A 13,551-nucleotide genomic window follows, 5' to 3' on the forward strand; every position below is an offset into this window, starting at 1 on the left:
GGGGCACCTGCTCCACGAGATCCGCCATGGCCTTTCGACTGCTCGCCTGCCTGCTGCTGTTGTCGTGCGCGCGGCCGGTTGCGTCCGCCGACGTCGCGACGATCGCTTCGCCACCGCAGCGTGTGCTGATCCTGGCCTATCACCGGTTCGCCACCGCGCGCCTGGATTCGATGACGGTGCGCGTCGACACGTTCCGCGACCAGTTGCAGGCGATCGAGGCGAACGGCTACCGCATCGTGCCGCTCGCCGACGTCGTACGCTGGCATGACGGCCAGCGCGATGCCGTGCCGGCGCGCGCGGTCGCGCTCACGGTCGACGACGGTCACCGCTCCGTGTACGAGGTGCTGCGCCCGCTGCTGGCGGCGCATCCGGTGCCGGTCACGCTGTTCATCTATCCGTCGGCCATCTCCAATGCCCGCTACGCGATGACGTGGGACCAACTTCGCACGCTCGGGCGCGCCGGCGGATTCGACATCGAGTCGCATACGGTCTGGCATCCGAATTTCCGTACCGAGCGCGCCCGGCTCGCGCCGGACGACTACCGGCGTTTCGTGTCGTTCCAGCTGAGCCGGTCGCGTGCACGGCTCGAGGCCGAAACCGGCCAGCCGGTCCGGCTGCTGGCCTGGCCGTTCGGCGTCCACGATGCGCAGACCGATGCGCTCGCCGCTCGCGAAGGCTATGTCGCGGCGTTCACGCTCGATGCACATCCCGTTCGTGTCGCCGATCCGGCGATGGCGCTGCCGCGCTATCTGATGACGGACGCGTGCGGTACGCGATGCATGAACGGGTTGCTGAGAACCGCCGGAGGCAACCGTGATTGAGCGCCTGTTCGTCTGTCTGCTCGTGTCGCTCGCCGGTTTCGCCGTCGAGGCGGCGCCGGTCGCGATCACCGTCGTCGACGCCGCGAATGGGCGCCCGCTGGCCGGCGCAATCGGCCACGCGGCGGGCGTGACCCGGACCGCGGATCGCGATGGCGCGTTTTCACTGGAGCTCGATGCGAGCGGGACACGCGTCAGCGTGCGCGCGGCGGGCTACGCGCGAACGGAAGTCACGCTGACGCCGGCCGCGGTCGCGCACACGTTCCGGATGATGCCGATGCGCCCGAAAGCGGTCTACCTGTCGGCATACGGCGTCGCGGATCGCACGCTGCGCGACGCGGCGCTGGCTCTCCAGGACAAGACGGCGATCAATGCGCTCGTCATCGACGTGAAGGGCGACAGCGGCGTGACGCCTTATCGCAGCCAGGCGCGCGAGATTTCCGGCGCGACGAACAATGTATCCGGCGCGATCGTTCATCCGCCCGATCTGCCGGACCTGCTGCGGACGTTCCACGCACGCGGCCTTTACCTGATCGCGCGCATCGTCGTGTTCAAGGACGATCCGCTCGCGCGCGCTCATCCCGAGTGGGCCGTGCGCGACGCGGCCGGCGAGGTCTGGCAGGACCGCGAGCATCAGCGCTGGATCGACCCGACGTCGCGTGCGGCCTGGCAACACAATTACGATGTCGCCGAAGAGGCGGCCCGCATGGGTTTCGACGAAATCCAGTTCGACTACCTGCGGTTTCCCGATGCCAACGGCCTGCGGTTCGCCGAGCCGAATACCGAGGCCAACCGGGTCGCGGCGATCAGCGGATTCCTCACCGGCGCGCGTGCGCGGCTGCAGCCGTACAACCTCTACCTGTCGGCCGATATCTTCGGGTACGTCTGCTGGAATGCCGACGATACGGCAATCGGACAGCGGCTCGATGCGCTCGTGCCGGTGGTGGACTACGTGTCGCCGATGCTGTATCCGTCCGGCTTCACGTGGGGCCTGCCCGGTTGCCGGAAACCGACCGAGCATCCGGGCGAGATCGTTTCGCGGTCGCTGGAGGAGGCGAAGCGCCGCACCGGGCTGGATGGTGTCCGGTTCAGGCCGTGGCTCCAGGCGTTTCGCGACTACGCATTCGATCGCCGGCTGTTCGATGCCGACGAGATTCGCGCGCAGGTCGACGCGGCCGATGCGGCAGGCACGGATGGCTGGATGCTGTGGAACCCGCGCAATCGCTACGATCCGGACGCGTTGCCGCGCTGACCGGCCGGTCCGGATCAAGGTCGCGATCGACGAGGCGACGGCATGGCAGCCGATGCCGGGCCGACTATGGAGCCGGGCATGCGCGCCCGGCCGCCGCAGGATGCCATCGTGCGACCAGCACGCACGCGATCAGCGTGACCGCGACCGCCACACCATGCACGGGGTTGCGCAGGCAAGACGCGACCTGTTCGCTGCGCCCGACGCCGAACAAGCACCACAGGCAGAAGTGTTCGCAGTTGTTCGTGAGCAGCCGGTAGCGGCATTCGCCCAGGCGGGAGGCCGCGCGGCTTGCTGCTTCCATCCCGTCGTACGGCGTGCGCGCGTGGCGAATGACGGCGAACCCGAAACCGGCACGAAAGCCGTCGAGCGTCACGATTTCGACCGGGCCGCCGCTCGGCTGGCGCGACCATCCGGCGTAGTGAATCACGTTGCCGTCGCCGACGTAGATCCCGTGATGCAGATAGCCGTGGCGACGGGTCACAAGGTGGGCGCCGACCGGCGGCTCGCCATTCGGCATGGCGTCGTCGGCGCGCGCTGCGGTCGATTGAATCATCGCCAGCTCCTCGATCCGGCGGCGGGGCGAAAGAACGGCGCCCCGGCCGCGAAACACGTTGTGTCCTGTCACGTCTCCAGTATTGGCGGCGGCGCCGCGCGGGACAATCAGCGTGGCCTGAGCTTGCTGTCCGGCGTCGGGCCACCGTGTCGGAAATTTCCGACGAGCGCTGCAATATCGGCTGACAGCCGTCACGGCCGATCGCGACGTCCGGAGCCGGAACCCCCGGGTGTCCGGGCTTGCCGCGCCGCTCGGGAGGGGGCGCGATGGTTGTATCGCGATGCCGCCTCCGGCGGCGTTCGCTTCGCCGCGCACTTGACATGCGTCAACGGGAGATTGTCGTTTCGCGCGACGCTGGCATCGTCCTCGATACGCATGTGCGACGTGCGTGGTCAATCAGGAGAGCGAAGATGGGCACCACAACCGTGAAGATGCTGCTGCTGGCAGCCTGCCTGCTGAATGTCGGCACGAATGCGCTGGCCGACACGTCGACCGAACCGGTCGTGCGCAACGGTGTGGCTTATATCACCGGCGGAATCGGCCGGGACGAGGTCATCGCGTTTCGCGACGTTGCGCGTCGATACAACCTGCGGCTCACGTTCGCATCGAAGTCCGGCCAGTATCTTTCCGATGTCGATGTCTCGCTGTCGTCGGGCAAGTCGACGATTCTCGACGTTCACACGAACGGGCCATTCCTGTTCGCGCGCGTGCCGCCGGGGAGATACACCGTGTCCGCACACGACCGGGCCGTTCAGGAAGTCCGGCACGTCGTCGTCCCGGCGCGGGGGGGCGTCGATGTGCGCTTTTCGTGGCACGACCCTGACCGGCGCGGGACGATGCGGCTGTGTACCGGGTGCGCCGGCCCGCAGGCGCAACCGGACCGCTAGCCACGCTGCGGTCGGCGCGGACGAGCTCGGCGGTGCGAGGCGTTTTCGACATCGGCCCAGCCGTCATCCGCGTGCAGATCGCCATCGCCGCTGCTGTCGGCAAAATGGCATGGATGCAGTGAAACGCGCTCGATCGCGACGATTCCCGTGCGCCGCCGCGCTGATCGGCGCGCTGCTGTTCGCGCTCGCATCGGCCGGTGTGCGAGCGGAGCCGGACACGTCCGCCGCAGCGCCGCAGGCCACCGCGATCGACGAGGCGACCGTACGCGAGATCGCGGACGGCCATCTTGCCGGCGCGGTGGTCGTGACGGGCGACGCCGCCGGCGTGCGGGTGCGCGTCGCGCGCGGCCTGCGCGTGAGCGGCGATCACGTCGAGCCGATGACTGTCGATACCGTCTTCGATCTCGCGTCGCTGACCAAGCCGGTGGCGACGGCGGTTGCGATCATGCAGCTCGCGGAGCGCGGCATGCTGAGCGTCGACGCGCCCGCCGCGCGCTACTGGCCCGCGTTCGGTGCACGCGGCAAGGCCGGCATCACGATCCGCCAGTTGCTCGCCCATGTGTCCGGGTTGCCGGCTGGCCTGTCGTCGTCCCGCGCGCTGCGCGGCCGCGCCGCCGTGCTCGCCGACATCGTCGCGATGACGCCCGACGCCCCGGCCGGCACACGAGTGCGCTACAGCGATGTCAACTACGTGGCCCTGGGCGAGATCGTCGAGCGCGTGTCGCACCGGCCGCTCGACGTGTGGTGTGTCGCGCACGTGTTCGCGCCGCTCGGGATGGCGAGCACCGCGTTCCGGCCGCCGGCGCCGCTGCGCCCGCGTGTGGCGCCCACCATCGTGCGCGACGGCCGCCTGCTGCGCGGGCGCGTGCACGATCCGGTCGCGGCGGCGATGGGCGGCGTGGCCGGCAACGCGGGCCTGTTCGCGAGTGCGGACGATCTGGCGCGCTTCGCGCGCATGCTGCTGAACGACGGCGCGCTCGGACCGGTGCGCGTGCTGGCGCGCCGCAGCGTCGCCGTGCTCGAGACACCGGCCACGCTCGACGCGCAAGGCGACCCGCACACGCCCGGCTGGGCGGTGGGGCCGCCGCTCGTGGCGAACCGCTACCGGTTGCCGCCGGTCGGCGCGCTGCAGCACCTCGGCTACACGGGCACGGCACTGTGGATCGATCCCGTGACCCGCCGCTTCGCGATCGTGCTGACGAGCCGCCTGTATCCCGACGAAACCGGCACGGCGACGCCGCTGCGCGCGCTCGTGCTCGGCATCGTATCGAGCGGGACCGCGCCGGCGACGTCGTCGCGGATTGCGACGCGCGTGCCCGAGATGGCGGCGACCGTCGCGCGGGCGGCTCGGCTGCCGGTATCGCGCGGGCCGGTACTGGCCGGCATCGACGTGCTCGCGGCGAGCGGCTTCGCCGCCGTGGCGGGCAAGCGCATTGCGCTCATCACGAACCGCAGCGGGTTCGACCGGCTCGGCCGGCGCACGGTCGACCTCCTCGCGCAGGCGCCGGACGCGCGGCTCGTCGCGCTGTTCGCGCCCGAGCACGGGCTCGGCACCGACGTCGACGAAACGTTCGGCGACACGCTCGACGGCGCGACCGGTCTGGTCGTTCACAGCCTCTATGGCGAGCGCCGCAGGATCGCGCCCGCGTTGCTCGCCGATGCCGACGTGCTGGTGATCGACCTGCAGGACGCGGGCGTACGCTTTTTCACGTACCTGGCCACACTCGGTTACGCGCTCGAAGCCGCCGCCGCCGCGCATCGCCCGGTGCTCGTGCTCGATCGGCCGGACCCGCTGGGCGGCGACGTATTCGGCGGTCCCGTGGCCGATGCCGGGCCGGCGACGTTCACCAGCTATTACCCGTTGCCGCTGCAGCCCGGCATGACGCTCGGCGAACTGGCACGGCTGTTCAACGACCGCCTGCATATCGGCGCCGCGCTGACCGTGGTGCCGATGGCGAACTACGTACGCGCGATGCGCTTCGACGATACCGGGCTCGGCCGCGTGCCGCCATCGCCGAACCTGCGCGACGGCGCCGCGCTGGCGCTGTACCCGGAGACCGGACTCATCGAGGGGGCGGCGATCAGTGTCGGGCGCGGCACGGCGACGCCATTCAGCGTGGTGGGCGCACCGTGGATCGACGCGCGTCGCCTGGCGGACGATCTTCGCGCGATGCGGCTCGATGCAACGTTCTCGCCGGTCAGATTCGTGCCGACGGAAGGGCCGTATCGGGGCAGCGTGTGCGAAGGCGTGCGCATCGAACGGTCGCCCGCCGCCACGCGGCCGGGCAAGCTCGGGCTGGCGCTCGCACTGGCGCTGCGCCGGCGTTATCCCGCGCAGTTCCGCATCGACGCGATACGGACATCGGTCGGCTCGCGCGAGGTGGCGGACATGTTGGAAGCAGGGCGCCCGCTCGACGAGATCGAGCGGGCGGTCGATGCTCAGGATACGGCGTTTGCCGGTGAGCGGGCCGCGTTTCTGCTGTACTGAACGAATGGCGAACCGACGGCGGTCGTGACGCCGATAGGTGCGCGGCGGCGTCCGCGCGATGTCGAACGCGCTGCCTGCAACGGTCCGGTGCGGGAGCTGTCTGCCGAGACGAGGCCGAATGTGCCGGGCGCTGGTTCCGATTCAGAAGGCAGCGACCTGCATTGCAAACACGAGCAGCATCAGCGTAAATGCGTAGACGGCGTGCGGCAGCTGCGCGAGATGCCAGCCATGCCGGCTCACCCGATAGCCGATGCGGTCAACCTCATGGCCGGCCGAAGCAACGGGGGCGGCCACCGGGTCGGTCATCTACGTGTACGAACGGACTGCACGACGAGCGGCAACGGTCGGCCGATGCGGCAGACGCGGCCGATCGGCACGGCGCGCATGCGCGCCATCATTCCGCGCCGCGCGGAGGATGGCCGCGCCGGAACGTCAACCGGCGTTCGTTGACGAGCGCGCGCCAGTCGAGCTTCATCAACGCGAACACGACGCCGAGCAACGCCAGCTGCGTGACGACGAAGTATCCGCCGAGGTAACTGCCTTCGATTCCGGATTCCAGGTCCAACCGGGTCGACGCGAAGCGGCCGAGGTGCGCCCAGATCGCATAGGTCGTGGCACGGCCGATGAAGAACGCCGCGGCGATGATCCTGAGCGGCAATCCGGAAAGGCCGTATGCGATGAACAGGTAGTTCGACGGAAGCGGGCTCAGCGCATAGAAGAAGAACGCACCGGCGGTGAGCGTCCGGTGCTTGCGCAGCCAGTGCGTGGCGACGTCGATGTTCTCGCGATCCGCGTCCCGCATCCAGCGGGAGCGCACGAGCGACCGGGCGAAGGTCGCCAGAATGACGCGTCCGATGGTCGCCGCGCCGGCCGCCACGACGGCAAAGACCAGCGGATTGCCGTCGGGCAGGTTGAACCCGACCCACGACATCGCCATCCACGTGGGCGGCGCGAACGCCGGCATGAGATTCAGCAGAAGAATCAGCACGAAGAGTACAGCCAGCGTCAGCACGATATCGATCCCAGGCGCTCCGGCGTCACGCTTCGATTGTGCTGACGAAAGGCGCCGGCCGCTTGACTCACGTCAAGCAACGCCCCATGCCGGCCTTGTGCGTGACGCGCTTCGCCGTGACGCAGGTCAACGGTCGAACCGCGGCGTTTCCTAGACTGATGCCACGCCGTCCGCGACCGGCCCTCCGCAACCGGAACCGGAACCGGATGCGGCGCACCCGCCGCGCACGGCAATTGGAAAAATGGTCATGTCCCGTATCCGCTGGTCGATCGATCTCGCGTTGCTGATTCTGGCGGCTGTTACGCTCGCGGCAGGCGGCATGTGCGTGGCGTTCGGCCTGCCTTCGCTCGCGCGGGTGGTATGGCTGATGGGCACGGTGCCGGTCTTGCTCGCGTTGACGGTCTCCCTTGCAAGGGCCGTGGTGAAACGGCAGGCCGGCATCGACGTGCTCGCATGGCTGGCAATCGGCCTGGCCATCGCGCTCGACGAGACGCTGACGGCCGCGGTCATCGCGTTGATGCTGGCAAGCGGCCGGACGCTGGAGCGGTATGCGCAAGACCGCGCGCAACGCGAGATGACCGCGCTGCTCGGTCGCGCGCCTCGGCAGGCGACCCGGTTCGAGAACGGCGAATGGCGTGCCGTCGCGCCGGACACCATCCTTCCCGGCGACAGGCTGCTCGTGCGCAGCGGGGAATGCGCGCCGGTCGACGGCACGTTGACCGGCGACGCGGAGCTCGATGAATCGATGCTGACCGGCGAGTCGTCCACCCAGCGGCGACGGTCGGGGGAAAACGCCTGCAGCGGCGCGGTCAATGCAGGCGCGCCGTTCGAAATGGTCGCCCGCACCACGGCGGGCGACAGCACGTTCGCAGGCATCGTCCGCATGGTGGAGCGTGCTCAACACGAGCGCGGTCCGTCCGTGCGCCTCGCGGATCGTTACGCCGCATTCTTCGTGCTCGCCGCGCTGCTCGTCGCCGGCGTCGCGTGGGTGCTGACCGGCAACGTCGCGCGTGCGCTCGCCGTGCTCGTCGTCGCCACGCCTTGTCCGTTGCTCCTCGCCGTGCCGGTCGCCATCGTGTCCGGCCTGTCGCGCTGTTCGAAACGCGGCATCCTCGTCAAAGGCGGCGGCGCGCTCGAACGCCTTGCGCAAGCAACGATCCTGTTCTTCGACAAGACCGGCACGCTGACGGGCGGGCGCGCACGCATCGTGGCGATCGAATGCGGCGCCGGCATCGGAACGGACGACGTGCTGCATGTCGCGGCATCGTTGGCCCAGGCGTCGGGCCACGTCATTTCCGATGCGCTGACGGTCGCGGCGCGAGAACGCCGAATCGACCTGTCGCCGCCGTCGCACGTCCTCGAAACGGCCGGCGAGGGCGTGACCGGCCGGGTCGACAACCGGATCGTCAGGATCGGCAAGGTCGGGTACGTCCGCGCAGGCTCGGCGGATGCCCCGTGGAGCGAAGCATTCCTGAAGCGCGTCGGCAACGCGGGCGGGGCTGCCGTGTTCGTCGGCGTCGATGGCGTCATGGTCGGCGCGATCCAGATGGCCGACCAGGTGCGGCTGGAAACGCCGCGGGCGTTACGGCTGCTCAAACGCGAAGGCGTCGAGCGCCTCGTCATGCTGACCGGCGACCGGCGCGACATTGTCCGCGCCGTCGGCGAACTCATTGGGGTCACCGACGTGCGCGCCGAACAGACGCCGGCGGACAAGCTTGCCGCGATCCAGGCCGCACGCAAGGAGGGCGTGACGATCATGGTCGGCGACGGCGTGAACGACGCGCCGGCGCTGGCGGCGGCCGACGTCGGCATCGCGATGGGTGCGCGGGGCGCGGCCGCGTCGTCCGAAGCCGCCGACGTGGTGTTGCTGGTGGATCGGCTGGATCGACTCGTGGATGCGATGCGCATTGCCCGTCGATCGCGCCGGATCGCGCTCGAGAGCGTGGTGATCGGCATGTCGTTGTCGATCGTCGCGATGGCGATCGCGGCGGCGGGATTCCTGCCGCCGATTGCCGGCGCGGTGATTCAGGAAGTCGTCGACGTCGTCGTGATCGTCAATGCGCTGCGCGTGTTGCTCGTGCGCCCGCGGCCGCCGGACACCCGGCTCGCCGATGTCGACGTCGAGCAACTCAAGCGCGAGCACGCGGCATTGTCGCCGTTGCTGGACCGGATCAGGGAGTTCGCGGGCCGCTTGCCGGAACTATCCGGCGCCGCCATCGCCAGCGAGTTGGCCGACGTCGTCGACGCGCTGGATCAACGGCTGCTGCCGCACGAGCGCGCCGACGACCGGGAGGTCTACGCGCGTCTTGCGCCGTTGCTCGGCGGCGAGGATCCGCTCGCCGTGATGAGCGGCGCGCACCGGGAGATCTTCACGCTGGTCCGGTCGCTCAGGCAGATGGTCGCGGACCTGCCGCGCGACTGCGTGGACACCATGCAGGTTCAGGCAATACAACGCGTGCTGTACGGGCTGGAGGCGATCGTACGCCTGCATTGCGCGCAGGAGGAGGAACTGTTCCACGCCGTGGGCGCGGATGCGTGACGCGGCGTCGAAACGCGTCGCGCACGCTCCGCGACGAAAACCGGCGTAAGTGACGACGGTCGACGCCAGCGCCGCCCGTGCGTCGACGATGCCGCCTGCCCACGCTATGCGTGAACCGCGACCCGATACCGCGTGGTCTGCCGATAGACGTCGCCCGGACGAACGATCACGTCGTCGCGCAGGCCGTCCATGTTGACCTGGTCCGGAAACCCGCCCGCCTCGACGCACAGCGCCGCGTGCTGCACGCAGCGCGTGCCGCCGCTCACGCGCAGGCCGTCGAGATAGTTGCCCGTATAGAGCTGCAGCCCGCGCTGATCGGTCGACACCATCAACTCGCGGCCGCTTTCCGGATCGTAGATCCGTGCGACGGGCCGGACCTCGCGCGCGCCGTTGCCGACGACGTAGCAGTGATCGAAACCGCGCGCCCGCGCCAGTTGCGCATGCGGCCAGTCGAGGCGCGCGCCGATCGGCGCGCTTTGCCGGAAATCGAACGCCGTGCCCGTCACGTCGGCCGTGCCGGTCGGGATCAGCGCGTCGTCCACTTCGAGGAACGCGTCGGCGTCGATGTGCAGCAGATGGCCGCGCACGTCGCTGCCCGCGCGCCCGTTCAGGTTGAAGTAGCTGTGGTTCGTCAGGTTCAGCGGCGTCGGCGCATCGGTCCACCCCGAATAGTCGATCGTCAGCGTGCCGTCGTCGTCGAGCGTGTAGCGCACCTGCACGCTCACGTTGCCGGGGAATCCCGCATCGCCTTCCGGCGAATCGAGCCGCAGCGTCAGCCCGCCGCTATCGTCGACCACGTCCCACCGCGCGCGATGAAAGCCGTTCGCGCCGCCGTGCAGCAGGTTGCCGTTCTCGTTGCGGTCGAGCAGGTAGTCGACGCCGTCGAGCGTGAAGCGCGCGCCGGCGATCCGGTTCGCCCAGCGGCCGACCGTCGCGCCGAGATAGGCGCCGGATTCGAGGTACTCGGCCGGCGTGTCGTGCGCGAGCACGATATCGGCCAGGCGCCCCGTGCGGTCGGGCGCGAGCCACGACACGACGGTCGCGCCGAGATCGCTGACGACGACGCGCATCCCGTGCGCGTTGCGCAGCGTGTAGCGCCGCACGGGTTCGCCGTCGGGCAACGCGCCCCACGGCTCGGCCAGCACGCGTGCCACGCCGGGTGTCAGAGGTGAGGAATCGGTATCGATGTGCATGAGTGGATGTCGAATGGGCGGCGGGCGTCAGTTCGTGGCGGCCGCGCGTTCCTGATATTCGCGCGGCGTGCAGCCGAGTTCGCGCCGGAACACCGCGTACATGTATTGAAGCGACGTGAACCCGCAACGGATCGCGACTTCGGCGCTCGACGCCTGCCGGCCGGCGAGCAGCGCCTGCGCGGCCTCGAGTTTGTGACGCAGGATCTCCTGGTGCACGGTGCGCTGCAGTTCGCGCCGGAAATGCTCCTCGAGCAGCGAACGCGACACGCCGACATAGTCGGCGACCTGTTCGGTCTTGATCCCCTGGCACGCGTACTGGCGGATGAAATGCCGGGCGCGCATCACGTGCGGGCTCGCCAGCGGCTGGTGGCGCGTCGATTCGAGCACGTTGATGCCGACCGGCGGCACGAGAATGCGCTGCCCGGGAAAACGCGCGCCGCGCAGCATCCGGTGCAGCAGGTGCGCGGCGGTGCGGCCCATTTCCTCGGTGCCCTGGATCACCGACGACAGCGGAATGCGCGTCAGCGTGCGCGTGAGCGGATCGTTGTCGATGCCGATGATCGCGACCTGTTCCGGCACCGCGATGCCGGCGATCAGGCACGCCTGCAGCAGATGCCGCGCGCGCGCATCGGTCACCGCGATCACGCCGACCGGCTTCGGCAGCGCATGCAACCAGTCGATCAGTTGCTCGATCGCGTGATTCCAGCCCGACGCGCTGGTCGACAGCCCACGATAGATCGGCGCGTCGAGCCCGTCCGCGCGCGCGAGCCGGTCGAACGCCAGCTCGCGCTGCTGCGCCCAGCGGTTTTCCTGCGCGACCGGCAGGCTGTACATCGCGAAATGCGCGAGGCCGGCCCCGATCAGGTGCGTATAGGCGAGCGACACGAGCTTCGGGTTGTCCGTCGCAATATATGGGACATCGTCCGGGTACTGCGCCGGGTCCTCGTATGACGATCCGATCGCGACGATCGGCAGCGGCGAACCGGCGAGCGCGTCGGCGACGGCCGGGTCGTCGAAGTCCGCGATGATGCCGTCGCCGTCGAAACGCTCGATTCCGGTGAGCCGGCAGCGGAAATCGTCTTCGAGGAACAGGTCCCACACGACGCGCGTCGTGTGCAGGTACTGGCCGATGCCGCTGATGATCTCGCGGTCGTAGACCTTGTTCGCGTTGAACAGCAGCGCGATGCGGTGCGGTGTCTGGGCGGATGGGGCGCGTGTCATCTCGGTGTCGGGTGAGCGCGTCGGGGCGCCGTGCCGTTGTCTCCGGGGCGCGCTCGACGGCGGCGCGCGGTTGTCTGGTGTACGGCGATTGTAGGACGGAACGCAGGCCGCACGCGTACGACTGGCAAGAAACATCAAGCGCGCTGCGCAATTTCGCAATTGCCGGCCGGCAGGCGCGGGGGCACGATCCAGCCAACCGAATTCGGCCGCGTGCGTCGCCGCGACGCGCGTTGCGCTGCAACAAGAACCTGCACGGAGACGCCATGTCGTATTTCGAACACATTCCCGCCATTCGCTACGAAGGCCCGCAGTCGGACAATCCGCTCGCGTATCACCATTACGACCCCGAGAAGCGCGTGCTCGGCAAGACGCTTGCCGAGCATCTGCGGATCGCGGTCTGCTATTGGCACACGTTCGTGTGGCCGGGCAACGACATCTTCGGCCAGGCCGCATTCCAGCGGCCGTGGCACCAGCCGGGCGACGCGCTCGAACGCGCGCGGATGAAGGCCGATGCCGCATTCGAATTCTTCACGAAGCTCGGCACGCCGTTCTACACGTTCCATGACACCGACGTCGCGCCGGAAGGCGACAGCCTGCGCGAATACGCGGCCAATTTCGCGCGGATGGTCGACTATCTCGGCGAGCGCCAGCAGGCGAGCGGCGTGCGGCTCCTGTGGGGTACCGCGAACCTGTTCTCGCACCCGCGCTTCGCGGCCGGCGCCGCGACGAACCCGAACCCCGACGTGTTCGCCTGGGCCGCGACCCAGGTGTGCCATGCGCTCGACGCGACCCACCGGCTCGGCGGCGAAAACTACGTGCTGTGGGGCGGACGCGAAGGCTACGAGACGCTGCTCAATACCGACCTGAAGCGCGAGCGCGACCAGTTCGCCCGCTTCCTGTCGATGGTGGTCGAGCACAAGCACCGGATCGGCTTCAAGGGCGCGCTGCTGATCGAGCCGAAGCCGCAGGAGCCGACCAAGCACCAGTACGACTACGACGTCGCGACCGTGCACGGCTTTCTCGTGCAGTACGGGCTGCAGGACGAGATCCGCGTGAACATCGAGGCGAACCACGCGACGCTCGCCGGCCATTCGTTCCATCACGAGATCGCGAACGCGTTCGCGCTCGGCGTGTTCGGCAGCGTCGACGCGAACCGCGGCGATCCGCAGAACGGCTGGGACACCGACCAGTTCCCGAACAGCGTCGAGGAGCTGACGCTCGCGTTCTACGAGATCCTGCGCCACGGCGGCTTCACGACCGGCGGGATGAACTTCGACGCGAAGGTGCGTCGCCAGAGCATCGATCCGGAAGACCTGTTCTACGGCCACGTCGGCGCGATCGACGTGCTCGCGCTCGCGCTCGAACGCGCGGCGGTGCTGGTCGAGAACGACCGGCTCGACGCGCTGCGCCGGCAGCGTTATGCGCAGTGGGACGATGAATTCGGCCGCAAGATCCTGTCGGGTGGCTACACGCTGGAGTCGCTGGCGGCCGATGCGCTCGCGCGCGGTGTGGACCCGCGGCATGCGAGCGGCGCGCAGGAGCGGCTGGAGAACATCGTGAACCAGGCGATCTACGGGCTGCGCTGACG

11 protein-coding genes are annotated in these 13,551 nt (G+C 69.2%); 6 read left to right on the forward strand and 5 right to left on the reverse strand.

Annotated elements, in window-relative coordinates; genetic code table 11:
* Positions 1 to 26: 26 nt before the first annotated feature.
* On the forward strand, positions 27 to 821 hold the full coding sequence (locus J8I35_RS01925) for a polysaccharide deacetylase family protein (RefSeq protein ID WP_124555393.1): 795 nt from the start codon (positions 27 to 29) through the stop codon (positions 819 to 821).
* On the forward strand, positions 814 to 2,070 hold the full coding sequence (locus J8I35_RS01930; protein WP_209924312.1) for a putative glycoside hydrolase: 1,257 nt from the start codon (positions 814 to 816) through the stop codon (positions 2,068 to 2,070). The genes J8I35_RS01925 and J8I35_RS01930 overlap by 8 nt, the downstream gene beginning before the upstream one ends.
* A 64-nt stretch (positions 2,071 to 2,134) precedes the next feature.
* Here J8I35_RS01930 and J8I35_RS01935 read toward each other — a convergent pair whose 3' ends face one another.
* Positions 2,135 to 2,623, reverse strand: a complete 489-nt coding sequence (locus J8I35_RS01935) for a lecithin retinol acyltransferase family protein (RefSeq protein WP_209924496.1) — start codon at positions 2,621 to 2,623, stop codon at positions 2,135 to 2,137.
* 410 nt (positions 2,624 to 3,033) lie between these two features.
* On the opposite strand from J8I35_RS01935, the gene J8I35_RS01940 reads away from it, so the two are divergent.
* Together J8I35_RS01940 and J8I35_RS01945 are read left to right on the forward strand one after the other, a co-directional pair.
* The gene (locus J8I35_RS01940; protein ID WP_209924497.1) at positions 3,034 to 3,510 is read left to right on the forward strand and encodes a carboxypeptidase regulatory-like domain-containing protein; all 477 of its coding nucleotides are present in this window, start codon (positions 3,034 to 3,036) and stop codon (positions 3,508 to 3,510) included.
* Between the two features lie 109 nt (positions 3,511 to 3,619).
* Entirely contained in the window at positions 3,620 to 5,998 is a 2,379-nt protein-coding gene (locus tag J8I35_RS01945; RefSeq protein WP_185624991.1) for an exo-beta-N-acetylmuramidase NamZ domain-containing protein, read from the forward strand.
* Positions 5,999 to 6,139: 141 nt separating this feature from the next.
* Here the strand turns inward: J8I35_RS01945 and J8I35_RS01950 are convergent, their stop codons facing one another.
* Complete coding sequence (locus J8I35_RS01950; protein ID WP_185624992.1) at positions 6,140 to 6,304, reverse strand: hypothetical protein; 165 nt, start codon at positions 6,302 to 6,304, stop codon at positions 6,140 to 6,142.
* Between the two features lie 88 nt (positions 6,305 to 6,392).
* The gene (locus tag J8I35_RS01955; RefSeq protein WP_209924313.1) at positions 6,393 to 7,010 is read right to left on the reverse strand and encodes a hypothetical protein; all 618 of its coding nucleotides are present in this window, start codon (positions 7,008 to 7,010) and stop codon (positions 6,393 to 6,395) included.
* 247 nt (positions 7,011 to 7,257) lie between these two features.
* Between J8I35_RS01955 and J8I35_RS01960 the strand changes: the two genes are divergently transcribed.
* A complete protein-coding gene (locus J8I35_RS01960; protein WP_209924314.1) occupies positions 7,258 to 9,549 on the forward strand; it encodes a heavy metal translocating P-type ATPase in 2,292 nt (763 codons plus the stop codon).
* A gap of 104 nt (positions 9,550 to 9,653) precedes the next feature.
* Here the strand turns inward: J8I35_RS01960 and J8I35_RS01965 are convergent, their stop codons facing one another.
* On the reverse strand, positions 9,654 to 10,742 hold the full coding sequence (locus J8I35_RS01965) for an aldose epimerase family protein (RefSeq protein ID WP_124679122.1): 1,089 nt from the start codon (positions 10,740 to 10,742) through the stop codon (positions 9,654 to 9,656).
* Between the two features lie 27 nt (positions 10,743 to 10,769).
* Positions 10,770 to 11,963 carry a DNA-binding transcriptional regulator gene (locus tag J8I35_RS01970; RefSeq protein ID WP_209924315.1) on the reverse strand — a complete coding sequence of 398 codons (1,194 nt, stop codon included), beginning with the start codon at positions 11,961 to 11,963 and terminating at the stop codon, positions 10,770 to 10,772.
* 263 nt (positions 11,964 to 12,226) lie between these two features.
* On the opposite strand from J8I35_RS01970, the gene xylA reads away from it, so the two are divergent.
* A complete protein-coding gene (gene xylA, locus J8I35_RS01975) occupies positions 12,227 to 13,549 on the forward strand; it encodes a xylose isomerase (RefSeq protein WP_124555388.1) in 1,323 nt (440 codons plus the stop codon).
* Positions 13,550 to 13,551 lie beyond the last annotated feature (2 nt).

The sequence above is a fragment of the Burkholderia sp. CpTa8-5 genome (assembly GCF_017815045.1).
Taxonomy (GTDB): domain Bacteria; phylum Pseudomonadota; class Gammaproteobacteria; order Burkholderiales; family Burkholderiaceae; genus Burkholderia; species Burkholderia sola.